22 protein-coding genes, 1 pseudogene and 1 riboswitch are annotated in these 23,818 nt (G+C 62.7%); of the genes and pseudogenes, 10 read left to right on the plus strand and 13 right to left on the minus strand.

The annotated features are described in order from the left end of the window. Positions 1 to 134 precede the first annotated feature (134 nt). Positions 135 to 1,199, minus strand: a complete 1,065-nt coding sequence (locus NKJ77_RS25125) for an ABC transporter substrate-binding protein (RefSeq protein ID WP_023672498.1) — start codon at positions 1,197 to 1,199, stop codon at positions 135 to 137. A gap of 228 nt (positions 1,200 to 1,427) precedes the next feature. Next, positions 1,428 to 2,312, minus strand: a complete 885-nt coding sequence (locus tag NKJ77_RS25130) for an AraC family transcriptional regulator (RefSeq protein WP_352535894.1) — start codon at positions 2,310 to 2,312, stop codon at positions 1,428 to 1,430. Positions 2,313 to 2,621: 309 nt separating this feature from the next. Between NKJ77_RS25130 and NKJ77_RS25135 the strand changes: the two genes are divergently transcribed. The 4 genes from NKJ77_RS25135 to NKJ77_RS25150 all read left to right on the plus strand — a co-directional run bounded on the left by NKJ77_RS25135 (position 2,622) and on the right by NKJ77_RS25150 (position 6,430). Then, positions 2,622 to 3,683: a maleylacetate reductase gene (locus NKJ77_RS25135; RefSeq protein WP_352535895.1), complete on the plus strand. Its 1,062-nt coding sequence runs from the start codon at positions 2,622 to 2,624 to the stop codon at positions 3,681 to 3,683. Positions 3,684 to 3,916: 233 nt separating this feature from the next. Continuing rightward, positions 3,917 to 4,798: a metal ABC transporter solute-binding protein, Zn/Mn family gene (locus tag NKJ77_RS25140; protein WP_352535896.1), complete on the plus strand. Its 882-nt coding sequence runs from the start codon at positions 3,917 to 3,919 to the stop codon at positions 4,796 to 4,798. A 26-nt stretch (positions 4,799 to 4,824) separates the two neighbouring features. Next, the gene (locus NKJ77_RS25145; RefSeq protein WP_352535897.1) at positions 4,825 to 5,619 is read left to right on the plus strand and encodes a metal ABC transporter ATP-binding protein; all 795 of its coding nucleotides are present in this window, start codon (positions 4,825 to 4,827) and stop codon (positions 5,617 to 5,619) included. Next, the gene (locus NKJ77_RS25150) at positions 5,603 to 6,430 is read left to right on the plus strand and encodes a metal ABC transporter permease (protein WP_023685454.1); all 828 of its coding nucleotides are present in this window, start codon (positions 5,603 to 5,605) and stop codon (positions 6,428 to 6,430) included. The genes NKJ77_RS25145 and NKJ77_RS25150 overlap by 17 nt, the downstream gene beginning before the upstream one ends. A gap of 741 nt (positions 6,431 to 7,171) precedes the next feature. On the opposite strand, the gene NKJ77_RS25155 is transcribed toward NKJ77_RS25150, so the two are convergent. Further along, the gene (locus NKJ77_RS25155; RefSeq protein ID WP_023688994.1) at positions 7,172 to 7,525 is read right to left on the minus strand and encodes a cupin domain-containing protein; all 354 of its coding nucleotides are present in this window, start codon (positions 7,523 to 7,525) and stop codon (positions 7,172 to 7,174) included. Between the two features lie 218 nt (positions 7,526 to 7,743). Between NKJ77_RS25155 and NKJ77_RS25160 the strand changes: the two are divergent. The 3 genes and pseudogenes from NKJ77_RS25160 to NKJ77_RS25170 all read left to right on the plus strand — a co-directional run bounded on the left by NKJ77_RS25160 (position 7,744) and on the right by NKJ77_RS25170 (position 12,014). Continuing rightward, positions 7,744 to 8,442: pseudogene (locus tag NKJ77_RS25160) on the plus strand (SGNH hydrolase domain-containing protein). A 161-nt stretch (positions 8,443 to 8,603) separates the two neighbouring features. Then, complete coding sequence (locus tag NKJ77_RS25165; RefSeq protein ID WP_352535898.1) at positions 8,604 to 10,970, plus strand: sensor histidine kinase; 2,367 nt, start codon at positions 8,604 to 8,606, stop codon at positions 10,968 to 10,970. A 6-nt stretch (positions 10,971 to 10,976) separates the two neighbouring features. After that, on the plus strand, positions 10,977 to 12,014 hold the full coding sequence (locus tag NKJ77_RS25170; RefSeq protein ID WP_352535899.1) for a hypothetical protein: 1,038 nt from the start codon (positions 10,977 to 10,979) through the stop codon (positions 12,012 to 12,014). On the opposite strand, the gene NKJ77_RS25175 is transcribed toward NKJ77_RS25170, so the two are convergent. Together NKJ77_RS25175 and NKJ77_RS25180 are read right to left on the minus strand one after the other, a co-directional pair. Beyond that, positions 11,983 to 13,290 (minus strand): DNA cytosine methyltransferase, encoded by a 1,308-nt coding sequence (locus NKJ77_RS25175; protein WP_352535900.1) that lies wholly within the window; start codon positions 13,288 to 13,290, stop codon positions 11,983 to 11,985. The genes NKJ77_RS25170 and NKJ77_RS25175 overlap by 32 nt on opposite strands. A gap of 53 nt (positions 13,291 to 13,343) precedes the next feature. Then, positions 13,344 to 13,772, minus strand: a complete 429-nt coding sequence (locus tag NKJ77_RS25180; protein WP_352535901.1) for a very short patch repair endonuclease — start codon at positions 13,770 to 13,772, stop codon at positions 13,344 to 13,346. Positions 13,773 to 14,177: 405 nt separating this feature from the next. On the opposite strand from NKJ77_RS25180, the gene NKJ77_RS25185 reads away from it, so the two are divergent. After that, positions 14,178 to 15,455, plus strand: coding sequence for a DUF763 domain-containing protein (locus NKJ77_RS25185; protein WP_352535902.1), 1,278 nt, complete (start codon positions 14,178 to 14,180; stop codon positions 15,453 to 15,455). 299 nt (positions 15,456 to 15,754) lie between these two features. On the opposite strand, the gene NKJ77_RS25190 is transcribed toward NKJ77_RS25185, so the two are convergent. Then, complete coding sequence (locus NKJ77_RS25190; protein WP_352535903.1) at positions 15,755 to 16,639, minus strand: NmrA family NAD(P)-binding protein; 885 nt, start codon at positions 16,637 to 16,639, stop codon at positions 15,755 to 15,757. 253 nt (positions 16,640 to 16,892) lie between these two features. On the opposite strand from NKJ77_RS25190, the gene NKJ77_RS25195 reads away from it, so the two are divergent. Then, positions 16,893 to 17,150 (plus strand): hypothetical protein, encoded by a 258-nt coding sequence (locus NKJ77_RS25195; RefSeq protein WP_352535904.1) that lies wholly within the window; start codon positions 16,893 to 16,895, stop codon positions 17,148 to 17,150. Positions 17,151 to 17,215: 65 nt separating this feature from the next. On the opposite strand, the gene NKJ77_RS25200 is transcribed toward NKJ77_RS25195, so the two are convergent. The 3 genes from NKJ77_RS25200 to NKJ77_RS25210 form a co-directional block, all read right to left on the minus strand. Further along, positions 17,216 to 17,815 carry a DUF6456 domain-containing protein gene (locus tag NKJ77_RS25200; RefSeq protein ID WP_023730349.1) on the minus strand — a complete coding sequence of 200 codons (600 nt, stop codon included), beginning with the start codon at positions 17,813 to 17,815 and terminating at the stop codon, positions 17,216 to 17,218. A gap of 327 nt (positions 17,816 to 18,142) precedes the next feature. Beyond that, the gene (locus NKJ77_RS25205) at positions 18,143 to 18,835 is read right to left on the minus strand and encodes a GcrA cell cycle regulator (protein ID WP_352535905.1); all 693 of its coding nucleotides are present in this window, start codon (positions 18,833 to 18,835) and stop codon (positions 18,143 to 18,145) included. Between the two features lie 86 nt (positions 18,836 to 18,921). Beyond that, positions 18,922 to 19,296 (minus strand): hypothetical protein, encoded by a 375-nt coding sequence (locus NKJ77_RS25210; protein WP_023693857.1) that lies wholly within the window; start codon positions 19,294 to 19,296, stop codon positions 18,922 to 18,924. An 80-nt stretch (positions 19,297 to 19,376) separates the two neighbouring features. Here NKJ77_RS25210 and NKJ77_RS25215 point away from each other — a divergent pair, with 80 nt between their 5' ends. After that, complete coding sequence (locus NKJ77_RS25215) at positions 19,377 to 20,039, plus strand: LexA family transcriptional regulator (RefSeq protein WP_352535906.1); 663 nt, start codon at positions 19,377 to 19,379, stop codon at positions 20,037 to 20,039. A gap of 172 nt (positions 20,040 to 20,211) precedes the next feature. On the opposite strand, the gene NKJ77_RS25220 is transcribed toward NKJ77_RS25215, so the two are convergent. From NKJ77_RS25220 to NKJ77_RS25235, 4 genes are all read right to left on the minus strand, one after another. Then, complete coding sequence (locus tag NKJ77_RS25220; protein WP_352535907.1) at positions 20,212 to 21,219, minus strand: ABC transporter substrate-binding protein; 1,008 nt, start codon at positions 21,217 to 21,219, stop codon at positions 20,212 to 20,214. After that, entirely contained in the window at positions 21,216 to 21,998 is a 783-nt protein-coding gene (locus tag NKJ77_RS25225) for an ABC transporter ATP-binding protein (RefSeq protein WP_352497214.1), read from the minus strand. Before NKJ77_RS25225 ends, NKJ77_RS25220 begins: the two co-directional genes overlap by 4 nt. Continuing rightward, positions 21,995 to 22,837 (minus strand): ABC transporter permease, encoded by an 843-nt coding sequence (locus NKJ77_RS25230; RefSeq protein WP_352535911.1) that lies wholly within the window; start codon positions 22,835 to 22,837, stop codon positions 21,995 to 21,997. The genes NKJ77_RS25225 and NKJ77_RS25230 overlap by 4 nt, the downstream gene beginning before the upstream one ends. A 255-nt stretch (positions 22,838 to 23,092) precedes the next feature. After that, positions 23,093 to 23,701, minus strand: a complete 609-nt coding sequence (locus tag NKJ77_RS25235; RefSeq protein WP_352535908.1) for a YkoF family thiamine/hydroxymethylpyrimidine-binding protein — start codon at positions 23,699 to 23,701, stop codon at positions 23,093 to 23,095. Next, positions 23,692 to 23,804, minus strand: a riboswitch (TPP riboswitch). Its footprint overlaps the gene before it by 10 nt. Positions 23,805 to 23,818 lie beyond the last annotated feature (14 nt).

The following is a 23,818-nucleotide window of genomic DNA, read 5'->3' on the forward strand; positions in this document are numbered from 1 at the left end:
TGGGCGGTCAAGAGTGACTGCGAACTTCCGGCCGCCGCAAGGGCGGCCGGAAAGCAGGATCAGGATTCTAGGTCATCCTTTTATGCATGTCGTTATCCCAAAACCGCTGCGCACTTTTGGGGCGACCTGCATTGTCACTTTGTGATGCCGAGCTTCTTGCAGCCTTCGGCATAGCGGTCGACGCAAAGCTCTTCGGCGGTGTTGATCTTCTTGTCGATGATCTCGGCCTTGAGGTTTTCCTGCGTCACCACCGCCGGCGTGAACAGCTGCGACGGGGTGTCGTAGAGGGTCATTTCGGCCTTCGGCGTCTCGCCCGACAGAAGCTGGACGGCGACGTTGGCTGCAGCCGCCGCAACGATCTCGCTCGGCTTGGAGATGGTGTTGTACTGGTCGCCGGCGATGATCAGCTGCAGGGCGGCGATGGTCGCATCGTTGCCGGTCACCGGCGGCACCGGATCGACACCGGCGGCCTTGAAGGCGGCGATGGCGCCACCACCGGTGCCGTCATTGGCCGCAACGACGCCGACGATCTGCGTGGAGAAGCGGGTGATCTGGCCGCTTGCCCATTGCTGCGCCTTCGGCGGCGCCCATTCCGGCGTGTCGTATTCGGCAAGGATCTTGTAGCCGCTGTTGTCGAGGCTGGAATGGATGCCCTTCTTGATCAGCCCGGCGGCCGCGTCGGTCGGCGATCCGTTGATCTGCAGCAGGCCGCCGCTGGCGGGGTCGACCTTCAGCGCCTTGAGGTGTTCGACGAGCGAGTCGGCAATGGCCTTGCCGATGCCTTCATTGTTGAACGAGACGTAGAAGTCGGCAGGTGCGGTCGGGATCGGGCGATCATACGCGATGACCTTGACGCCTTGGCTCTGCGCCAGCTTGACCAGCGAGGCGGCGGCGGTCGAGTCGACAGGGTCGAGCACGATCGCCTTGGCGCCTTGCGAGATCACCGAGTTGAACTGCTGCTGCTGGCGCGAGGCGTCGGCATCGGCGTTCTGGTAGATCACCTTGCAGCCGGGGCAGAGTTTTTTCATCTCGGCGACGAAGCCGGGATAGTCGTGCTGCTCGTAGCGCGTCGAGGCCTGGTCGGGCATCAAGAAGGCGACCGTGGCGTCGGTAACCGGGGCGGCAAAGGCAGCGGTGCCGCCAAGAAGAGAAAGAGTGAGCGCGATGGCTCCCGTCGATTTCCAGGCAAATCTGGTCATTTCGATAGCTCCGTTTCAAGGAATGGTTTCATGAAGCCTTGGACACCACATGGCGCCGGGCCTTGACTGCAGTCGGCTGTTGCGAGGAACAACGGAGCACTTGATCCGTGCTGCGCATCCTCTTGATATCTCTGGATTTCGGGACAAGCGATCTCCAGCACGGGGCGCCTCCAACGCACCCCGCGTTCTTACCTCAGTAAATGTCTAGGCTCCTCCCGGTCCTCCCTGTTAGGCGGCAATCTCCGCGCTGACGTTTTCCGCCAGCAGGGCCCTGAAGCGCGAAGGCGACATGCCTTTCTGGGTCAGGAACTGGCGGTTGAAATTCGAGATGTTGTTGTAGCCGGCGGCGTAGCAGATCTCGGTGATCGGCATGTCGGCCTCGCTCATCAGCAACTGGCAGGCAAGGTTGATGCGCAGCCGGTTGACGTACTGAACCAGCGCCATGCCGGTATGACGGCGGAAGCTGCGCGAAAACGCGCTCGGGCTGCGCCCGGCAATCGCCGCCAGATCGCTTTCGCTGAACGGCTCGGTCAGGTTGGCGTTGATAAAGGCAAGCGCCTTGTTGACGCCGGCCGACATGAAGCCTGAGGGATCCGGCAGATAGCTGGCGCTGGTCAGCGTCCGTACATCGGCGGCGCGGCTCAGAATATCGATCAGCTCCATGAACAGCGCGATGCGGCGAACGCCTTGCGCCTCGACTAGTTCGGCCAGCACAGGTGCGGCGAGCTTGGCGGTAGCGGTGGAGAACAGCGCGCCGCGGCGGCTGAGCTCGAGAATGTTTTCACAACCGGCAAGTTCCGGCAACGCGGCGGTGGCGTCTGCGATGAACTCTTGCGAGAATTGCACGACGCGGCCGCGCAGCGGCACGCTGGCGCCTGCCGGCACGTCGCTAACCCAATTGTGCGGCAGGTTCGGGCCAGTGAGCACGAGATTGCCGGGCTCGAACTCGCCGATGAAGTCACCGACGAAATAATGGCCCGTGGTGGCGACGACGTGATGGATTTCGTATTCGGGATGGAAGTGCCAGCGCACCGTGCGGAAGGGGTAGCCGTGGGCCCAGGCCTTGAACGACTCGCCGCGTCTGATCTGGACGACTTCCAAGTCCGGATTCATGTCAGTTCCTCCCGGCGCCGGTCCGGTCATGCGACCAGTTGCAGTGCCATCTCCCGCAGGCCGCGTTTGCCGCTCTCTGCAGTGATCGAAGCTTAGGCGGCAATTCATGCAGCCGCCACCACGGTGTGTCCACCTCACTGATACTTTTTTGACGTTTTTGTGGTCAAGGCGATACGTTTGCGAGTACGCGGGAGAGATCAGGCCCCGCTTGCGAGACGGTGACGACGCAAACGATGTCGCCGGCGGCGAGAGCTGGTCGCTCGATTTCGGCTCCGTCACAGTGATAATATGCAAAGGGAGCGGATCGGCATGACAAGGACGTTCACCTACTCCGGCAGCCCTGCGCATATTGTCTTCGGCAATGGCGCGTCGTCCGAGGTGGGCACCTGGATCGAAAAACTCGGCTGCAATCGCGCGCTGGTGCTGTCGACGCCGCATCGGGCTGCCGACGGCGAGGCGCTTGCCAAGTCCCTCGGCGCGCTGGCGGCCGGCACCTTTTCGGGCGCCGCCATGCACACGCCGGTCGAGGTAACCCAAACGGCAATGGCCAAGGCGACCGAGGTCAAGGCTGACTGCGTTGTCGCGCTTGGCGGCGGCTCTACCACCGGTCTCGGCAAGGCGATCGCCTGGCGCACCGACCTGCCGCAGATCGTCATCCCGACCACCTATGCCGGCTCGGAGGTGACGCCGATCCTCGGTCAGACCGAGAACGGCGAAAAAACCACAATGCGTGACGCAAGGATCCTGCCGGAAGTGGTGATCTACGATCCAGAGCTGACCGTCGGCCTGCCGATAGCGATGAGCGTCGCGTCAGGACTCAACGCCATGGCGCACGCGGCCGAAGCGCTTTACGCGCAGGATCGCAATCCGATTTCCACCCTGATGGCGAAAGAAGGATTGCGCGCCATGAAGGCGGCGCTGCCGGTGTTGACCAAGGAGCCTGGAAACATCGATGCACGGGGCGATGCGCTTTACGGCGCCTGGCTGTGCGGTACGGTGCTCGGCGCCGTCGGCATGGCGCTGCATCACAAGATCTGTCACACGCTCGGCGGCTCTTTCGACATGCCGCATGCCGAGACGCATGCGGTGATGTTGCCGCACACGATCGGCTTCAACGCCGCCGCGGTGCCCGACTTGTTGAAGCCGGTCGCCGACTTGTTTGGCGGCAGCGCCGGTAGCGGTCTCCAGGATTTCGCCAAGGCGGTCGGCGCGCCCCTTACATTGAAAGAACTCGGCCTCAAGCAGGCCGATCTCGACCGCGCCGCCGAGATTGCGACCAGGAACCCATACTGGAATCCGCGGCCTTTCGACCGCGCCGCAATCCGCGCCCTGTTGCAGGACGCGTGGGAGGGAAGGCGCCCGCAAAACTGACGGCAACAAGCAAGGAACTTACCCGCCGCGAATTCATCAGGAAGACCGCCATGAGTGGCTCCGCCTGATCGGCGCAGGCCGCTCACGCTTTTGTGCGCGTGAAAAACTGCGCGGCTCGAAAAGCCCATTGACATCAACCGTATTTTCGACGCAAACGTTATATTGTTACTGTTATACAGTTACACAGCCCGCCTCTCCGGCGACATACCTTTCAGACTGCAAGGAGACCACGGATGCGTCGCATTCCCTTTCTCGCCGCGCTGCTCGTCGCGGTGCCGCTTTTGACCGGCACGGCTGCCCGCGCCGAAGACAAGCTGACCATCGTGGCGGCCGAGAATTTCTATGGCGACCTTGCCCGCCAGATCGGCGGCAGCAACGTCACCGTCACCAGCATCCTGGCCAATCCCGACGACGATCCGCATCTGTTCGAGACCAGCCCGTCGACGGCGCGCACCATCGCCGACGCCAAGATCGTCATCTATAACGGCGCCGACTACGATCCGTGGATGGACAAGCTGCTGTCGGCCTCGACAGCCAAGGATCGCACGACCATCGTCGCCGCCGACCTGATCGGCAAGAAGTCGGGCGACAACCCGCATCTGTGGTACGACCCGGCGACGCTGCCGGCCATCGCCAAGGCGCTGAGCGCCGACCTTGCCAAGCGCGATCCGGCCAATGCCGTGTATTATGAGACGAACCTGAAGGCATTCCAGACCTCGCTCGAGGCCATTGACGAGGAAATCGCCGACGTCAAGAACACCTATGCCGGCACCGAGGTGACGGCTACCGAGCCGGTCTTCGGCTACATGGCGGAAGCGCTCGGTCTCAAGATGCTGAACTACGATTTCCAGGTGGCCTTGATGAACGATGCGGAGCCGAGCGCCACGCAGGTGGCGGCGTTCGAAAACAGCCTGAAGGACGGCTCGGCCAAGATCCTGTTCTACAATTCGCAGGTGACCGACGAGGCAACGACAAGGCTGCTCGACATCGCCAGGCAGAACAAGGTCACGGTCATCGGCGTCACCGAGACGGAACCGGCGGGCCAGACGATCCAGACCTGGTTCGGCGGCCAGATCGACGCGGTCCAGAAGGCGCTCGCCGCCCGCACACAATGAATGTGACTGCGAATGAATGTGACTAAATGAACGCAATCGAATTCGACAAGGTCACGCTGACCTATGGGGGACGCCGGGTTTTATCCGACGTCTCCTTTTCTCTACCGCAAGGCGCCTTTATCGGCCTGCTCGGCGCCAATGGCGCCGGCAAGACGACGATGCTGCGCGCCATTCTCGGCCTGATCAAACCGGCCGGCGGCGCCATTTCGGTGCTCGGCAAAGCGCCGACGCGCGGCAACGCCGACATCGGCTATATGCCGCAGGCGCGGCGCGCGCTTGGCGATGTCGGCGTCAGCGGCCTCGACTTCGTGCTGAGTGCCGCCGGCGGGCATCGCTGGGGCTGGCCCGTCGCATCGGCTGCCGAGAAGGAGGCGGCGTGGAAGGCACTTGAAGAGGTGGGCGCCGGCAGCCTCGCGCGCCGTCCCTTGGGCGAGCTTTCCGGTGGCGAGCGCCAGCGCATCCTGATCGCGCAATCCTTGATCGGCAATCCGCAACTGCTGCTGCTCGACGAGCCGCTGATCAGCCTCGATGCAGGCCATCAGCGCGCGATCATCGACCTGGTGCATCAGATCGGCGAGCGGCTCGGCATTGCCGTGCTGTTCTGCTCGCACGAGATCAACCCGCTGCTGCGCGCCGTCGACCGCGTGCTCTATCTCGGCAACCGCAAGGCGGCGATCGGCTCCGTCGACGAGGTCATCAGCGGTCCGGTGCTGTCGAAACTCTACGGCACGCATATCAATGTGGTGCGGGTTGCCGGCCGCATCTTCGTCATGGCCGACGATGTCGAACTGGAGAGCGGGGCGCATGTCCACGATCTTTGACTATGAATTCATGCGCAACGCCTTCTATGCCTGCACCATCGTCGGCATCGTTTCGGGCGCGGTCGGCTATTTCCTCGTGCTCCGGGGCCAGACCTTCGCCGGTCATGCGCTCTCCCATGTCGGCTTTCCCGGGGCCACCGGCGCCGGCCTGATCGGGCTGTCGCCGTTTCTCGGCCTCACCGTGTTTACCGTCGCCGCCGGCATCGGCATCGGCCTGCTCGGCGAACGCGCGCATCGCGACGTCGCGATCGGCATCGTTTTGACGCTGTCGCTCGGCTTGGGCTTGCTGTTTCTGCATTTCTACACCGCCTTCGCCTCGCAGGCGACCAACGTGCTGTTCGGCAATGTGCTGGGCATCAGCCTGCGCACCGTTATCGTGCTTGCGGTGCTGGCGGTGGCGATCCTTGTCGCGCTTTTGCTGATCGCGCGGCCGCTGCTGTTCGCCAGCCTGCAGCCGGAACTCGCCGAAGCGCGCGGCGTGCCGCTCACTCTTGTCTCGACCCTGTTCATGGTGCTGGTCGCCGTCGCCACGTCCGAGGCGGTGCAGATCGTCGGCGTGCTGCTCGTCTTCGCGCTGATGGTGGCGCCTGCAGCCACCGCGCTCAGGCTTACCAGCGGCGTCGGAGCCGGCGTGCTGACGTCCATCGCGCTTGCCGTGATCATCGCCTGGATCAGCCTGACGCTCGCCTTCCTGACCGACTGGCCGACGAGCTTCTGGATCACGGCGCTGGGCGCGGCGGCCTATGTCGTCAGCGGCATGGTCCGGCGCCCGTCCGTCCGAGAGACTCAGAGCGCCGACGCCGGCCCCTGAGGCTTGCCCTCCGGCAGGTCGATCGGGCCGGCTGGGGTGCAAAACTGACGTGAGGGAAATACACCCAAAAAAAGTCAGGTCTACAACCGGGCTCCTGAAACGTTTCAGCCGCGAAAGACAAATTCATCCAATCGCCTAGATCGCGACCTCTGTCGCGCCAAAGGTCCGCTCCGGAGCGGCCGGAACACCCGGAAAACCGCCATTTCAAGCGCATTTTGCAGCGGCGAATGGCTTGCGGGAGGCCGGCTGGAAAGCTGGTCGGGAGGCGCAAAAGGGACCTCCCGCGGCCATTGCGGGCGGCGTTGACAGACCGCGGTGCTGCATGCGTATAGCAAGCCATGGGTCACGCCATGGCCGTGGCGGTTGAGACGGGGCTGGGGGGTTTCGTAACAACAGCATTGACGGCCCGGCGCCGGACGGGCGGCATGCACTCTCGAAGTGCGCCGCTCGCTCTTGGCTGACGCGCCGGCGACCCGGCAGCAGTCCTGGCCTGCGTTCTCTCGACCAGGCCCCGCAGAACGCCATCGTCTCAGCTTTTCGATCCGCATCGGTTCGAAGCGAACGAGGTGACGCCCTCTTAACCGATATTCGCTTCGCTACGTCCCCCTCCCCCTGCTGGGCGAGGGGGACGCTGGCGATGAACCGCGCCGGCCGAGGTGTATCGGCACCGATCAGGAACTGCCGACGACGCGATAAAGCAAGCCTGACGACGAGCCGATCAGGCGACCCTGGCGACGTCGATCAAGCAAGCTTGACGACGAAGTGCTTGGTTACCGGCTCGAGGATCTGCCAGGTGCCCTTGAAATCGGCTTCGACCACGAACGCATCGCCCGGACCGACCTCGACCGGCGTGCCGCCATCGGGCGTGATGATGATGCGGCCGGCGATCATGTGCACGAACTCATAGTCGGTGTAGGTGGCGTGATAAGTGCCGGGCGAGGCCCGCCAGGTGCCCGACAGCACCTTGCCGTCGGCGGTGGTGTGCTGCACGGCGGTCTGCATGGTCGGCCGGCCCGCGACAACGATCCAGCCCGGTAAGTCGCCGCCCTCGGCATGCTCGACAGCGCCGAATTTGAAAATGGTGGTGTTGGTCATGGGAGGCTCCGTTTGAATTGCATGGCTGCCGGTTGGATAGCCGATTGCGTGTGACGGGGGCAACGCAAGGGCCGACCCCGGATGTCGGAGATTTGGCGAAGGAGGCGGTGGCCGCGCGTGGAGCGCCTGCCTGCATTGCCGCCAGCGCCGCGCAGCCTTCCACGGCGCGCGCGGCCGACTGTATTCTCTCCTTTGAGACGGTGACGCCGAAGGCCTGCGTGTTCGGCAACAAGGATGCCGGCCGCTCGATTGCGCTGTTCGGCGACTCGCATGCCGACCACTGGTCGACGCCGCTGATCGAGGCCGCCGAGAAGAACGACACCAAGGTCGTCACCTGGCTCAAATCCGGCTGCCGCGCCTCGCGGCTGACGGTATGGGCGACCAAGCTGAAGCGGAACTACACCTAATGCGATCAATGGCGCGCGCAATCGATCCGGCAGATCATCGCCGCGCGGCCGAACCTGGTGGTGATCTCGGAGATCGCGCTGGACAGCCTGGACAAGATGTCGGCCGGCACGCAGGCGCCTGTCAGCCAGGATGCCGACGGGCGCGCCGGCCTGCACGCGACGCTGGAAGCGTTCAGCCAGGCCGGGCTTAAGGTTGCCGTTATCCGCGACGTGCCGTTCAGCGACGATCATGTCGACACTTGCGTGTCGCGCGCGCTGTGGCGCGGCGAAAAGCCGTCGCTGTGCGACCAGAAGCGGGCCGACTCCGCCAACGACGCCGGCGCGGCGAAAGAGCGCGACATCGTGCGCGCCGTGCCCGGCGCCAGCTACATCGACATGACCAGCCAGTTCTGTAACGCCAGCACCTGCCACGTCTTCATCAACGGCAAAATCGCCTACCGCGACCAGCATCATCTGGCGACGCCGTTCGCGGAGACGCTGGAGCCGGCGGTGGAGAGGGCGCTGTTTTAGGGTGTGTGGTGAGGTAGGGAGCCGTTGGCGCCGCTGTTCTCGACGAGCAGAGCCTAGGCACCATCAACCCTCGCCGCGTCCGGTCAAGATTGTTCAATCATCCCAGCTATATCCACTCGATGGACTCCGGTATGGTACATCATCAGCGCGGGAAGATTAACGTGACATCGGCAGCCATATTTACTGATCTCCTCCATTTCAAAATCAGCTCAGCACTTAAGCGAGTTATCGGCCGGGACCTGATAACCGATGAGTTCGTGGCGATCTTTGAGTTGGTGAAGAACGGCTTTGACGCACGTGCCAGCCGAGTCGATATCGTTTTCGATCGTGGCCGTCTGTTCATCATCGACAACGGCAAGGGCATGTCGCTTCAAGACATCACAGGGAAATGGCTGTTTGTGGCTTACTCGGCCAAGAAGGATGGGTCCGAAGATGGCGTTGACTACCGCGATCGGATTGGAGCCCATCGATCCTACGCTGGAAGCAAAGGTGTGGGCAGATTCTCCTGTGACCGCCTAGGCGAAACCTTGCGCATGCAGACACTCCAGGCCAACCATGGAGGACCCGTGGAAGTCGTCACCGTGGATTGGGATCTTTTCGAGCGAAATGCGAAAGAAGAGTTTGCGGATGTCCCTCTGGTCCACGAGACGAGACCGGCCTTTGAGCTGCCCGAAAGCGTTGGGTCTATGAGCTCAGGAACTGTGCTCGAAATTGGCGGCCTGCGCGAGGCCTGGGGCCGAGAAAAGCTTCTTCGCCTACGGGCTGCGCTTGCGAAACTAATCAACCCTTTTGGCGGAACCAGCGATCAATTCGAGGTCCAACTGCTAGCATCGGCCGAGGCCGATGAAGACGCCGCCGTAATCGCTAAAGCTGGATCGGCGGGACCGCCGCAGACTGGTGTGGTCAACGGCCCAATACAGAACTTCATCTTCGACACGCTGAAGGGCAAGACAACTCATCTGGAAGTCAGTGTCTCCGACGATGGTGCCTACCTCCAGTCGACACTCACCGATCGGGGCGCACTAATCTACCGGATTCGAGAGCCCAATACTAAGTATCCACTCCTCGCCGGTTCGGGCTTTAGCTGCAACCTATTCTATCTCAACCGATCGGCCAAACACACGTTCACCCAGCGAATGGGCGTCCCATCTGTGCAATTCGGGTCCATCTTTCTCTTCAAGAATGGGTTCAGGATTTTCCCGATCGGCGAGGAGGGCGTTGACACTTTTGGGATCGATCGCCGCAAGGCCCAGGGTTACAACCGCTTTCTGGGCACGCGCGACGTGATTGGGCGGATCGATGTTAGCGGTTCGGATGAATTGTTTCGGGAATCAACCAGCCGCGATCAAGGCCTGATCGACACCCCTGCCTATATGCAACTCGAGGATTGTTTTGACGAAAAATGCTTTCGCCGATTGGAACGCTACGTCGTCGGCGTGAATTGGAAGGACGCCCTCGACCTTGACGTCGAGGACACGTCGCGCCTGCAGGGCGATAATGCCAGCGCGCGGATCACCGCAATTGTGACACAGCTCGCCGGCACGGAGGGCGTCGAGCTCCTCGAATTCAACCAAGATCTCATCCGCATCCTCAACGAGCGCTCAGAGGCGTTTGTCGACACCTTATCTGGCCTGCGAGTCCTAGCCCAGAAATCGGCCGACGGTGCCTTGTTGGAGGAGATCGACGCTGCCGCTTCGCGGTTCGCGAATCTTCAGCGCGCGGAGGCCGCAGCGCGTGAAGCGGCTGACCGAGAGCGCACTGCTCGCCGAGAAGCAGAGCGCGCCGCCGCTGAGGCTGCCCAGCGGGCGGAGACCGCCACCCAAGAATTCGAGGAAGAGAGGAAGCGCAATCTCTTCCTAACATCACTCTCTAGCCTGGACCGTGATGTTGTCGAAATTCTACATCACCAGATCATAATCCACGCAGCCGCAATTAACGAGATCATAAACGGCCAGTTCGACCTACTCCGTGCCGGGGTCTTGCCCACCCGGGAGGATTTGATATCAACATTTGAGAATCTTTCGTTCCAAAATCGGAAGGTCATTTCGACTGCACGTTTCGCAACAAAGGCCAATTTCCGCCTGGATTCGGAAGCCATTGAAGAAGACCTTGCAAGATATATTGTCGACTACATCGGCGAGGTGGCGCCGATGTTCTCGGAAACCGGCATCCGCATTCGTGCCCAATCGGAAGCCATCGGATTGGTTCGAAGATTCAAGCCGATCGAGGTTTCGATCCTAGTGGACAACCTAGTAAGCAATGCTGGAAGGGCTAACGCTTCAGAGATCAGTTTTACGCTCGACCAACCCTCCAACAAGGAGTTGCGGATCGTAGTACAAGACGACGGCGATGGTTTTGCGCCAGCTGTCTCCGATCGTAGCCGACTGTTCGAGAAGGGATTCACGACCTCCACCGGCTCAGGCCTGGGGCTGTACCACGTCGCCCAAATCCTAGACGATTTGGGCGGTTCAATCACGCCGGAAGACTCGCCTAAGGGGGCACGGTTCACCATCCGCATTAGGGGCTAAGGGGCAATGCAACTCGACTATCGGATACTCTGGTTCGACGATCAGCAACAAGCGATCCGTCCGTTCGTGGATCGTGTTAGCGGCATCATTTCCCGCCTCGGTTTTGAGCCGAGGATTGAGCTGCGCATCATCACCGCCGATGTCGCCGATCCTCTTTCTGGCCTACCAGCACAGAGTAATGTCGATTTGGTTCTTATGGATTGGAAGCTAGGCGGCGATCATGACGGCGCTGACCTTGCGCGCAGACTGCGCCGATCGTTTCACCATACCGATATCATCTTCTACAGTTCCGAACCCGCGAAGACGCTGCGAGAGCTGATCTTCAAACAAGATATCGATGGTGTTTTTTGCTGCAACCGGGAACACTTGGGTGATCGGGCGAGCGGCATCATACAGGGCCAACTCCAACGAATCCTCGACCTGAACCACATGCGCGGTATCGTCATGGCCGCGACCAGCGATCTCGATCAGGGTATGGTGTCCTGCCTGGAGGTAGTCCAGAAAATTGTCTATTCCGATGATGGTGCAGGGTTTGCCGCCAGCGTTGCCGAGCAAGTCGCTGGTTCGCTTCGCAAAAAGGCTGACGAGATCGAGATACTGGGTAAGAAGGGCAAAGTCGCCAAGCTACTAAGGGAGCCGGCATTCGGCCCTGCATTGCGCCTTCAGATTCTCAGGGAGGAGGTCGCCAAGCTCGCTGACCGCGTTACTGAACCTCACCTGATCGAGCATCTGAGCAGCTATCATGAAGAGGTAATTACCCCCCGAAATGACTTCGCCCATCGAAAAGCTGAGATAAAAGATGGGAAGCTAATCCTAGAAGGACGAGACCAAGCCTTGGATCAGGAGTCTATGAAGGCGCTCCGTCTGCGGCTCCTAAAGCACTCGGACAATCTACAGGGTCTCCTGACCTTGCTCGGCGACTTGGCGAACGTCGCGGGCGAACCCAAGCTCGCCGAGCAGATCGCTGCCGTCGAGGCAGTCGTTTCTAATGCGGTCGACGCAGCGGCCACCCCTAACCTGCACGCCCCGAAAACTCCCCGCTAACGTTTAGGCAGTGGCGTTTTAATCGGTCACCCAATATCTCTGCCAAAAGCGGCGGGACGGCATTGGCGACCTGGGTGAACCGTGGGACTTCGATCCGTCTCAGGTGGCCACCAGTGGTGTATTTGCCGCGAAAAATAAACCAGTCGGGGAATGACTGTAGCCGTGCGTTCTCCCGAACGGTGAGCGTTCGGGGTTCCGAGTAGTGTAAGAGGTCATCAGGCATGCTTGTGACAGTCGGCGCAGGCTTGTTGGGATCCAGCACACGTGTCGCCAATTTCTTTATACCAAACTTGGCGCGCATCTTTGGGCTGAGCTGCCGAGTCGAGCGGTCCTCTTCCTTACAAATCTGGATTATATCGGCAAAGCGCTCTCGCACGATGGCAGTATGGTTGGCCAGACGAGTGTCTGAAGGTGCGCCCTCGTAGCCGTCGCGCATCGCCCGTTGATAGGCCGTAAGAGGCCCGCGATAGCCAATAGCCTCAAACCCTGCGCTGTCTGAGCAAGGCACAAGGTTGTTGCCGGCAATTTCAAGATCAGAGATCGCGTCCTTTGCCGTGGCCGAGGCCGATAGGCTATGCTTCTGTAATACCAGCGCCCTGCTCAAGCGCAAATCGTCGAGCGCTCCTAGTTGTAAACTGCAACCCTTGCGTGTCGCGACCAGGATGAATCGTGGCCGATTCTGAGGCACGCCAAAGTCACAGGCGCGGATAATAGTCGACTGCACATCATACTTTTGAGAGAGCTGGCGGGTTAGCTGCGCGGCGGCGTTCTCTCGAGCAGCCGCAACCCTTCCACCGCGAGCTTTGAAGTCTATGGTGAAGCCACGAACGTTTTCTAGGAGCAGGATTTTCGGCTGAAGGATTTCTACAAGTTCGAGGTATCGCTCAACCATAGTGTTGCGGGGATCATCTGCGCGACGCCGCCCGGCACTCGAAAAACCTTGGCAGGGCGGCCCCCCCGCCAGGAGATCCACGTGGCCTCGCAAGGCAAGCAATTGCTCGCGATGTTTAGCGATCAGACCTTCAACGGACCAGGGCTGCCTTGCAAGCCAGACTGGCCAGTCATAGGAATATCGAGCGTCGTCTTCCAGGAAATTTGCACTTAGTGTCGAAAAGGCAAAATTGTCTTTCTCGACGGCAAACAATCCACGCCAGCCCGCGCGGTGAAGCCCCAGGCTCAATCCACCGCAGCCTGCAAAGACATCTACATAGGTCGGCGAGCCAGGAATAATACCTTTGCTTGTGCCCCCGTCGGCTTGCTGCAGATTTGCCAGCATAAATGTCCCGCGATTTGATTGACTATGTAGCATTCAGGCTATCAGCGTCAGGTTTATTTTTCGACTCCGCAATTGGTCGATCCAAGGAACGCAATCAGCTGCACTGCGAGGGTATCCAGGTTGCCGACCTCACACTCCCAAACCACTAGAGCTCGCCAACCCTGGCTCGTCGCAGCTTCGAGATTTGCTGCGTCTCTCTCCTTATTCCGTGAAAACTTTGCTGACCAATAATCCTGTCGGCTATGCGGCAAGTGGCCGACCTTGCAACCCTCATGGTTGTGCCAGAAGCATCCATGTACGAATACAACCTTGCGCCGGCCGGGAAAGACGATATCTGGGCGACCTGGAATATCCTGTCGGTGCAAGCGATATCGATAGCCCAGTTGATACAGAAGTTGGCGGACTCTGAGCTCCGGCTTTGTATTGGTGCTGCGGATCAGTGACATGCGAGCGCTTCGCTCGGCGGGGCTCATTATGTCCATAATCGCTGGCTCAACACATTTGGTACCTCCGCGACATTGCCTAGACAAGAACGGCGTGGCGCCCCCCGCTCCAGCGGCATAAATAGGGCGCGGTTCGCTGCGAGGCTACCCTCATGTTTTGGTAGCTTATTCATGACGGCGCTACGTCGTCTACCGACCTCGGCCCTCACTCATCCCCTCGAACCATCCGCCAAATTCGCCGCCGCCCCCACGGGCATGGAGCGCGCGCTTCGAGTGGCCAGCGTCGAGTTGGCGACGAGCAGCATCGGACGACAAAATCGAGCTTGCCGTAGTCGGAGCAAATGTTGGGGCGAAGGCGCCCGCCCCGCTTGCAAATCTCCCCCCAAATGCCATCTAGATCACAGGCGCACCACCGGTGTGCCGGCATCCACGGGAGCATTCACTTTGACGCAGCGAAGCGGCAGTGCGGACCTGCCGCTGCATGGCGGGCGGGTTCCGAAATGGCTGGGCGAGCGCATGACGCGGCTGGGCGCGGTGCTGTGCGAGGCGATCATCCACCATTATGGCCGCGACGAGCTGTTGCGGCGGCTGGCGCATCCGTTCTGGTTCCAGTCCTTCGGCGCCGTCATGGGCATGGACTGGCACTCCTCAGGCATCACCACCTCGGTCGTCGGCGCGCTGAAGCGCGGGCTCAACCCGATGTCGCGCGAGCTCGGCATCCATGTCTGCGGCGGGCGCGGCGCGCATTCACGCAAGACGCCGCATGAGCTGACGGCGATCGGCGAGCGCGTCGGCATCGATGGCGCGGCGCTCGCCACCGCCAGCCGCCTGGTCGCCAAAGTGGACAGTGCGGCCGTGCAGGACGGCTTCGACCTCTATCTGCACGGCTTCATCGTCACCGACGACAGCCGCTGGGTGGTGGTGCAGCAAGGCATGAACGGCGACAGCCGCCAGGCGCGGCGCTATCACTGGCTGTCGGAAGGGCTGACAAGCTTCGTCGACCAGCCGCATGCGGCGATCGAGGGCGAGCGGCAGGGCGAGATCGTCAACCTGACCGACCATCGCGCCGCGCCGTCACGTAGCGGCCAGATCGACCTGTTGAAGACCATGAGCCCGGAACGGATCCTCGACGAGCTTGCCGTGCTGGAGCCGCCGCCGAAAGCAGCGCCTGCGAAACCGGCGGCGCAGCCGATGCTGCCCAATCTGGTGATGCCGGCGCATCACGACGTGCGCGAGAGCGACATCGTCATGCACCGGCTGCACGGCAACATTTCCGCCGCCATCGAAAGCGGGCCGGCTGATTTTCCCGAACTGCTGCTGGTGCCCGGCGTCGGCGCGCGCACGGTGCGGGCGCTGGCCATGGTGGCGGAAGTGGTGCACGGCGCGCCCTGCCGCTTCTCCGATCCGGCGCGCTTCTCGCTCGCCCATGGCGGCAAGGACCGCCACCCCTTCCCGGTGCCGCTGAAAGTCTATGACGAGACGATCGCGGTGCTGAAATCGGCCGTCGGCAAGGCAAAGCTCGGCCGCGAGGAAGAGCTTGGCGCGCTGAAGCGGCTGGATGGCGAAGCGCGGCGGCTGGAGCGCTACGTCACCGGGCCGAGCCTTAAGGAGATCGTCGCCGGCGAGTTCGACCAGTCGCACCTGCTTGGCGGGCGCAGTGTGTTTGGGTGGGAGACGGCGGCGGAGTATGAGCCGGTGAGGACGATCAAGAAAGGCGCTTGATGGCGGCCGGTTCGCGCCGCCCCTCATTGCCCTGCCGGGCGTTCGTCATTCGAAAAGCCAAGCAGTTGGCTTTTCGTCCGCTTTGCGGACCATTCCTCAACTCCCCGTATAGTGACGGGAGAAATATGCTGTCTTCGATGCTTTCGCCAATCGCCAACATTGCAAAGGGAGCGCCGCCGTGGCGGCAGCCAGATGAGGGGCGGCGCGGCGCCTGAAAAGTATGGCTCGTCAGAGCCTCGCCGAGTTTCGAGTCTGATTCAGAGAACCTCTCTAAGCGCCCTGTTTACGCTAGCAAATCCTCACGCTGCGCCCTTCAACAGGTCTTCCGGCCGACCCTCGACGAGCGCGGCAATATAGCTTTCCAGGTTGGTCGTGCCGCGCTCCGGGTTTTCCGGCTGCATCGGCTTGTCCAGCGTGGCCCCGGTCATGCGGGCATAGGACTCGGCCGCCGCTTTGGAGAAGCCTAGTTTTTCGTAGGTTTCTGTCCAGCGCTCCCGCGGCACCGTGACCACGCGCACGTTTTTGCGCAACGCCGCACTGAAGGCTGCGGCGACATCGGCGGCGGAGTAGCGCCGAGGGCCCTCGATATAGTGCGTGCCGGTCTTGTCCGCCGGCTCCAGCAGACGCCTCGCCGCGGCCTCGCCGAGATCCTGCGGCGCCACCATCGGCAGCTCGAAATCCGCCGGGAAGAAGGAGGTGATGACGCCGTCGCGCCGCGCCGTCTCCAGGGCCTGATCCCAGTTGCTCATGTAATAAGCGGCGCGGTTGATGCTTGCCGGAATGGCCTGGGCTTTCAGCTTCTGCTCGAGGCCGTAAAGGACGGTGAGATCGCCGACACCCTCGCCGGCCTGCGCGCCATAGGTCGATTCCGCTACCACTTTTTCGAGGCCGGAGCCCTCCAGTGCCGCCGCAATCGCGGCAACCGTCTTGCGCTCCTCGGCGTCGGTGTCGGTCGATGGATCGGCCGGCGGGTTGAGCAGAAACGCCCGCTTGCCGCGCCGCAAGACTTCACGCAGCGCCTCGACATCGAGCACATCGGCAACCGCGGCCTCCGCGCCCTGTTCAACCAACCATGCGGCCTTCGCCTCGTCGCGCGTCACCACCGTGACACCCTCGCCCTGCCGCAACAGCGCCATTGCCGCCGCCGAGCCGACATGGCCGGTACCTCCAAGAATGACATGCATGGTCTCGTCCTTCCCTTGCTGATTCATGCCGGATTAATGGCTGGGGCGGCGAAGGGTTCAAAAATCGGGGGATGATGCTGACAGGAGGTGACGCCGGCTTTTCTCGCAATGCACAGCGCAGGCGGCGTTCGCATCTTGCAAAAATTATGGAACGAGGTCGTGCCCAGCGAGTTATATTAGCGCGACCTTGAATAGGAGGCAGCTATGAGAAAGCTCCTGCTTGCTTCGGCTATCGCTCACTGCGGCGGCGGCGATGATCGCCCCGGCGAATGCCGGCGGGCGCGTCGTGATCGGCATCGGCAACGGCTACTATGACGATGACTACAATGACAGCTATGGCGACTATTACGATCGCTACGCTCCTCGCCCCTACTACCAGTATGATGCCTACGACAACGGCTTCAGGTACCACAGGTATCACAAGCACCATCGCCATTGCCGTATAGAGTTGGTCAAGCATTGGCGCCATCATCACAGGATCGTCGAGGAAATTCGCGTTTGCGAACGGTGATCCGATAGGGTGAAACCGGTCGGCCGGCATCTGCCGGCCGGCCGCTTCCTGCGCGGCTGCCGGCCTTATCGCGGCTTCCGCATCAGCATCATCCCGTAACCCACGGCCAAAAGGTCGAGCCCGACCTTCAACAGCTTCACCACCACATCTCGTCCCTCGCCGGTGCGTTCGGCGAGCGCCTTCACCGACTGGCCTTCGAGGCAGATTTTGCGAACCACCTCCGCCACTTCCCAGTGGGCCATGGCGGCGATGGCATGGGTGTGGGCGCGGCCGGCGTTGAGCACGCGGTCGGGGATGCCGCCATTGATGCGGCCGCCGTCAATTCGCTCTTCCCACGGCATCGGCCGCAGCCCGTCACGCGAGGCGCGCTCGAAATCGTCGCGAAACCGCTGGCCGGCCTCACGCTGCTGGCGGGTCAGCGAGGTGATGCCGACCAGCGGATCGACATTGCGCACCCGCACGATGCCGCCGGTCGCGGTGTAGCCGTCATTGGAGACCTCGTAGACGCGCCGCGCCTCTTCGGTGCCGACGCTCAACCGCTTGCGGCCGAAGCGATCGTCCTTCAGCGCGAAATCATGGCCGATCTCGCGGCGGATGCGCACCTGCTCGGCTTCGCCCGCAGGCAATTTCGGCGGTTTGGCTTTCTGCGCGGTTTTTTTGCTCATCGGGGGATCCTTGTGGGATTGGGTTGTTGAGCCGGAAGGTTGGCGTTCCTTCGCGCCCCCCTCTTCCCTGCCGGGCATCTCCCCCACGAGGGGGGAGATTGGCAGTTTCGGCGGCTGCGCCTCTGCAACGTTGGCAATTGGCGAAATCGGCGGCGATATCCGATCGCCCCCCTCGTGGGGGTTGAGGAGTGGTCCGCGAAGCGGACGGAAAGCCAATTGCTTGGCTTTCCGAGCGACGAACGTCCGGCAGGACAGAGGGGGGCGCTGTCCCGCCGGCTTTCGATCATTGGTGGGGTCGTCCGAAGGCGAGGAACGGAGCCCAGCCGCTCACACCACCTCCGCCACAGGCCGGTGGAAGCGCGCCTGATGGTATTCGCAGTAGCTTTTCAGCGCCCTTGTGCGCAGGCCGCAGCACAGCATCTCCAATCCCGGCCGGCTGCCGGGAGGGTCTTTGTCGGGGTCTTCCTCCAGCGTCAGGTCGAGCGGCGCGCGGCAGCGGTCGAACAGGCAGTCGATGAAGCGCATGGCGGCGACATGCGGCTGACGCCCGAGCGAGGCAGGGCGCGGCGCCGGCACATTGAAGCGGTAGATTTCGCCGTCCACCACCAGCCGTCCTTCGCCCGGGATCGAGGGCGCCGGACGGGCTGGCAACAGAGGCCTGGCCGATGGCTGACGGGTCGGTTTGGCGGCCGGTTTGACCGGCGCCGCCTGCTTCGAAACTCCTACTTCCCTTACGAGCTTGCTTGGCTGCGCCGGCGGATTCCTCTTGGCGGTATTCTCGTTTGCCGCAGTCTTCCCCGTCGCATTCTTCCTCGGTCGGCCGCCGGACCTGCCGCCTTTGGGGTTGGCGAAGCCGATGGTCTTCAACGCGCTGTTGCGGTGGACGATGCCGATGATGGCGTTGCGCGAGACCGGACTGCCGCGCAGCGCCGTGAAGCGGACGGCGATCCCTGTGGCCGACAGGCCATCCCTCAGCCAGACGGCGATCTCCTGCAATTCGGTCTCGGTATAGGCAGTCATGTCGGTATCCATTGATTGCGCGCGCAAAGGCCGGGCGCCGGCCCCGAGGGCCCACGGGAAAAAATCAGAGCGGATGGTCTGTGCGGTCAGCCGATACTGGCGGCCGGCAGCGAGCCGGCGAGATGCCGCAAGGCGGCTTCGGCGGCCGCTTTGGTGAGGGCGGAAACCGCCCTGCCCGTCAGCCGGTCGAACAGGATGACGGTGCCATCTTCCGTGCGGATGCAGGAAATACCCTGCCCGCCGGAGACAGCCCTTGGCGCACCGGCGGCGCCATGGGCTGAAGAGGTGGCCGGAGCCGGGAGAGGAGCGGCTCCGGCCGTTCCGGTCGATCGGGGGGACGACGGTTCGACCGGATCCGGGGCAAGAGCCCCGGTTTGCGTCCGGACCGGGGAGGAGGACAGCCCGGACGATGGGAGAAAGCTGACGATGTCTGCGGAAACGCTTGCGGTTTGTTCGATCATGCGCTAAGCGTACGATATGTACGAAACGTACGCAAGCGAAATCGTACATATTGGACGATAAATTTCAGGCAATTTGTACGATGCAGGAACCGAGGCACAGATTGCAGCAGGCACGGGCGGAGGCGGGTTATGCCTCGCCGAGCGACGCGGCGCGGGCATTGCGCGACATCAACAAGAACACGCTGATCAGTCACGAGAACGGTAACCGGCCGCTGTCGCGCAAAGCGGCGGAGAAATACGGCCGCTTGTTCGGCGTCGATCCCGGCTGGCTCTTGTTCAACGGCGACGGCGGCAGCCTTGCGGGGGGCCATTTCGGCTTTGACGAGTCGGGCCGGCAGATCCCGATGCCGTCGCTGGCCACCGTCGATGTGCCCATCGTCTCGTGGATCAGCGCCGGCGAACTCGGCAGCCAGGATACGGTGGTCAATCTCAGCGACTATCCGACCATCTCCACCACCGATCTGGAGCAGGGCCAATGGATTGCGCTGCGCGTCGACGGCCCGTCGATGAACAAGATCTCGCCACCGGATTCGATCATCTTCGTCAACCTCAGGGACAAGCGGCTGGTGACCAATGGCTGCTATGTCATTTCGGACGAAAGCGGCCAGGCCACCTACAAGCGCTATCGCCCCAACGAGAACCCGCCCTTCCAGCCGGCCTCCTACATGGACATCCCGCCGCCGGCGCTCGAAGGCGCCATCACCATCATCGGCCGGGTGAAGCGCTCGATGATCGATATGTGAGGGAGAAGGCGGTGAGGCGCAATCTCCCGCCTCGAGGGGGAGATGGCCGGCAGGCCAGAGGGGGTCGCCGCGCGTAAGGCGCTGACATCCTCTGTCCGCGATAGGAAGTCGCGTCAGGACGTACCGACCCCCTCTGTCGCCTTCGGCGACATCTCCCCCTCGAGGGGGGAGATTACGCGCCCAAAAACTCGTTCGTGAAATACCCCCCGAAATCCGGCTTCTCCTTCAGAACCTTGCCATCGCCATCGAGCAATATGCCGGCCCTGAAGAGGTAGGTTCCGATCGCCTCGATCTTGGCCCTGGCGATGGTGCCGATGACGCCGTCCTGGCTGCGCAAGAAGTGTCCGTCGACCAACATTTTCAGCGAAGCGTGGATCAGCGCCGGGTCGGTCAGCGCATCCCTGTTGGAAGCGATCAGCAGATCGCCGGCTTCCTGCGGGTGATCGCAGGCAAATTGGTAGCCGCGCCGCGTTGCCTCGACGAAGGCCGATACGGCCTTCGGGTTTGCCTGGAGATATGCATTGCTGGAGGCGATCAAGGTGGTGTGCTCGTCGGGCACGCCGTAGTCGGCGTAGCGGAAGCCGCGCTGCCTGACGCCTTTCAACTCGGCAGCGACGCCTTCCCAGGTCGAGACCTCCAGCGTGAAGTCGACCGAGCCGTTGGCCAGCGCCTCATAGGCCGAGGTGCCTAATGTCACCGTCTCGAAAACGCCCTTGCCGCCATCGTGGCGGATGATGGTCGAGATCAGCGTGTTTTCCCAGGCGCTGCCGAAGCCGCCATAGGTCAGACCGTCGAGATTCCTGGGACTCTTGATCTCGCCGCGATCCGCGTTGAAGACCAACCGGCCGGTCTCCTGCTGGACCACGGCGTAGACCGCCTTGAGATCGGCGCCGGCAGCCCGCTGGGTAAACAGGCCGACGCCGGCAATGCCGAAATCGGCGATGCGGTTGGCGACCAGCGTGCCGGCGCCAGTATCGCCATAGGGCAGGATCTCAACATCGAGCCCGGCCTCGTTGTAGAATCCTTTGTCGCGGGCAACGAACAGGCCGACATGGTTGGTGTTGACCGTCCAGTCGAGCGCGACGGTGATTTTTTGCGCAGCCGCATGAGCGCGAGAGGCAAGCGGCAGTCCGGCAGCCAGCGTCAGCAGCAAAGCCTGCCGGCGTGTGAATTCGGTCATGAAAAACTCCTTTGAGCGGTCTGCGGAAACAAGCCCCGGTCAGTCCCGGGATTGAGCAGCGTGTCGAGGATGTCGGCTTCGAGCGCGGCGGCCTGGCGCGCGGCATCGCTGCCGGTGGTGCGCGGGCGCGGCAGCGGCACGGCAATCTCGCCGATGATGCGGGCCGGCCGCGCCGACATCAGATAGATTCGATCGGAGAGGTAGGCGGCTTCGCGCACGTCATGGGTGATCAGCAGCGCGGTCCAGCGGTGGCGCTGCCACATGCCTTCCAGCCAGCGCTGCATACCCGCGCGGGTCAGTGCATCCAGCGCGCCAAAGGGCTCGTCGAGCAGCAGCATGTCGCGCTGCTGCACCACGGTGCGCAAAAGGGCGGCGCGCTGGCGCATGCCGCCGGAAAGTTCCGCCGGCCAGGCGCGCTCGAAGCCGGCAAGGCCGAACTCGGCAAACAACGGCGCGACGCGTTCGCGCGCCGCCTTGCGGCCAAGACCCTGCACTTCCAGCCCCAGCGTCACATTGTCGATGACGCGCCGCCACGGCATCAGCGAGTCGCGCTGCGGCATGAAGGCGAAGGGGTTGCCCTGCATTGGCGCGCCGTCGAAGCGCATGTCGCCCTCACCTTTCAGCGCGCCGGTCAGCAGCTGGAACAGCGTCGACTTGCCGGCGCCGGAAGGGCCGAGGATGGAAACGAACTCGCCGGCCGCGACATGAAGCGAAATTCCGGCGAGCACCTCAAGCGCGCCGAAGTTCTTCCTGATGTCCCGGAGTTCGAGCCGCGTCATTGGCGGTTCTCTTCTGCAGCTTCAACCTTGCCGTCGCGGCTTTCGCTCCCTGCATTCTCCCAAGGCATGGCGAAGCGCTGGACGAGCACCGCAATGGCGAACAAGACAAGCGTGAGCGCGGCGCTGACGGCGACCGCGGCGAGCACCAGATCGGGCCGAAAGTTGTTCTTGGCATTCAGCATGTAGATGCCCAGCCCCTTCGCCGCCCCCGCATATTCGGCGAAGATCGCGCCGACCACGGCGTAGGTGATGGAGATGCGCAGCCCGGCGAAGAAATAGGGCAGCGCCGAAGGCAGGCGCGCCAGCCAGAAGATACGCCAGCGCCCTGCCCCCATGGCGGCGAGCATCTGCGAAATCTCCTTGCTGGTCGCAGCAAAACCTTCGACCAGCGCGACCATCGTCGGGAAGAAGGTGACGAGCGCCACAAGCAGGATTTTTGGCATCAGCCCGAAGCCGAACCACAGTACGATGAGCGGCGCAATCGCGACCAGCGGCAAGGTCTGGCTGACAATCAGCAGCGGAAACAGCGCGCGGCGCAGCGGGGCCAAGAAATCGACCAGCGCCGAAAGCATGAAGGCAGCGACCAACGAGCAGGCGAAGCCGGCTGATGTGGCGCGGATGGTGGGCAGCGTGTTCTCGGCCAGGGCGGCGCGATGCTCCCAGGCCTGCTGCAGCACGCGCGACGGCGCCGGCAGCATGATGGGGGCAGCGCCGCCATAGCGGGCGTAGAGTTCCCAGGCCGCGAGGAGCAGGGCGAAGGCGCAGGCGGCGGGGATGGTCTTGGCGATGGCTGCGGCTAATCTCCCCCCTCGAGGGGGAGATGTCGCCGAAGGCGACAGAGGGGGTCGTCTCGCATAGAGCGCCCACGCCTTGCCGATGCGAAAAGGACGTCGGCGCTCCACGCGGTGGGACCCCCTCTGGCCTGCCGGCCATCTCCCGCTCAAGGGGGGAGATTCGTGGGCATCGCGGTCTTCGCCAATCGCCAATGGCTCCCCTCCTCTTTGTGCTGAGGGGTCAGAGGCATCTCCTCCACGCAATGGGTCAGATAAACCAGCCACGGCAATATCCTCGAGGAACGACGCTTGAGCCACGGCTCAGACCGTGCTCGGGCTGTTCGCCAAGATCGTGATGTCGAGGGTGACGTGGCCGGCGCCGGGGCCGAAGCGGCAGAAGGCCTCGTTGAGCGTGGCAAACACCGCACCGGCATCGCCACGCAATTTGGTGCAGAAGTTCTTTGAGCGCTCAAAGACGCCGGACTGTTTCAGGAAATCGATGCAGCCGTAGATCTCGTCCATATGGTCGCCCGTGCCCATAACGTAGAGCGAGAACTGCGCCGCCACCGGCTGGCCGGTCGACGGCGTGGCCTGGACAGCGCGGATCGCGGCGATCTTGCGCTCGTCCAGCGGAATGGCGGGGCCGCCGGTCTCGTCGGAGCGGCAGATCGGATCGTCGGGCTCGCCCGGACAGCCGCGCGAGACCGCCGCCGAAAGCACGCAGTGCTTGCCGCTTTTGGCCGCCGCGACGAACAGGTCGCGCATGGCGGGAAACAGCACCTCGGGCGGCCCGACCATAAGGGTCGAGATGTCATCGGTTTCGATCCGCAGCCGGTCGCGCCAGGGATCGAGCGCGCCGAGCGCGCCGAGGATGACGCCGACGAAATCGTCGGTCATGGGATAAAGGGAAATCTGTGCGCCTGAAAACATCGCCCGCCTCGCTCCGCTGGTATTATCCAGATCAGCTTTAGGGTCCGAAGGCTTGCCGCCCTCATCTCAGCCCCGCCGATACGGAGCACCCCTGTGGATGGGCGGGTTAAAGCACCG

It is taken from the genome of Mesorhizobium sp. M0052, from assembly GCF_040323255.1.
Taxonomy (GTDB): domain Bacteria; phylum Pseudomonadota; class Alphaproteobacteria; order Rhizobiales; family Rhizobiaceae; genus Mesorhizobium.

What these genes read in the sequence shown, in the direction of transcription:
- NKJ77_RS25125 (WP_023672498.1), bottom strand. Translation starts at nt 1,199, where the DNA reads ATGACCAGATTTGCCTGGAAATCGACGGGAGCCATCGCGCTCACTCTT.
- NKJ77_RS25130 (WP_352535894.1), bottom strand. Translation starts at nt 2,312, where the DNA reads ATGAATCCGGACTTGGAAGTCGTCCAGATCAGACGCGGCGAGTCGTTC.
- NKJ77_RS25135 (WP_352535895.1), top strand. Translation starts at nt 2,622, where the DNA reads ATGACAAGGACGTTCACCTACTCCGGCAGCCCTGCGCATATTGTCTTC.
- NKJ77_RS25140 (WP_352535896.1), top strand. Translation starts at nt 3,917, where the DNA reads ATGCGTCGCATTCCCTTTCTCGCCGCGCTGCTCGTCGCGGTGCCGCTT.
- NKJ77_RS25145 (WP_352535897.1), top strand. Translation starts at nt 4,825, where the DNA reads ATGAACGCAATCGAATTCGACAAGGTCACGCTGACCTATGGGGGACGC.
- NKJ77_RS25150 (WP_023685454.1), top strand. Translation starts at nt 5,603, where the DNA reads ATGTCCACGATCTTTGACTATGAATTCATGCGCAACGCCTTCTATGCC.
- NKJ77_RS25155 (WP_023688994.1), bottom strand. Translation starts at nt 7,525, where the DNA reads ATGACCAACACCACCATTTTCAAATTCGGCGCTGTCGAGCATGCCGAG.
- NKJ77_RS25170 (WP_352535899.1), top strand. Translation starts at nt 10,977, where the DNA reads ATGCAACTCGACTATCGGATACTCTGGTTCGACGATCAGCAACAAGCG.
- NKJ77_RS25175 (WP_352535900.1), bottom strand. Translation starts at nt 13,290, where the DNA reads ATGCTGGCAAATCTGCAGCAAGCCGACGGGGGCACAAGCAAAGGTATT.
- NKJ77_RS25180 (WP_352535901.1), bottom strand. Translation starts at nt 13,772, where the DNA reads ATGGACATAATGAGCCCCGCCGAGCGAAGCGCTCGCATGTCACTGATC.
- NKJ77_RS25190 (WP_352535903.1), bottom strand. Translation starts at nt 16,639, where the DNA reads ATGCATGTCATTCTTGGAGGTACCGGCCATGTCGGCTCGGCGGCGGCA.
- NKJ77_RS25195 (WP_352535904.1), top strand. Translation starts at nt 16,893, where the DNA reads ATGATCGCCCCGGCGAATGCCGGCGGGCGCGTCGTGATCGGCATCGGC.
- NKJ77_RS25200 (WP_023730349.1), bottom strand. Translation starts at nt 17,815, where the DNA reads ATGAGCAAAAAAACCGCGCAGAAAGCCAAACCGCCGAAATTGCCTGCG.
- NKJ77_RS25205 (WP_352535905.1), bottom strand. Translation starts at nt 18,835, where the DNA reads ATGACTGCCTATACCGAGACCGAATTGCAGGAGATCGCCGTCTGGCTG.
- NKJ77_RS25210 (WP_023693857.1), bottom strand. Translation starts at nt 19,296, where the DNA reads ATGATCGAACAAACCGCAAGCGTTTCCGCAGACATCGTCAGCTTTCTC.
- NKJ77_RS25215 (WP_352535906.1), top strand. Translation starts at nt 19,377, where the DNA reads ATGCAGGAACCGAGGCACAGATTGCAGCAGGCACGGGCGGAGGCGGGT.
- NKJ77_RS25220 (WP_352535907.1), bottom strand. Translation starts at nt 21,219, where the DNA reads ATGACCGAATTCACACGCCGGCAGGCTTTGCTGCTGACGCTGGCTGCC.
- NKJ77_RS25225 (WP_352497214.1), bottom strand. Translation starts at nt 21,998, where the DNA reads ATGACGCGGCTCGAACTCCGGGACATCAGGAAGAACTTCGGCGCGCTT.
- NKJ77_RS25235 (WP_352535908.1), bottom strand. Translation starts at nt 23,701, where the DNA reads ATGTTTTCAGGCGCACAGATTTCCCTTTATCCCATGACCGACGATTTC.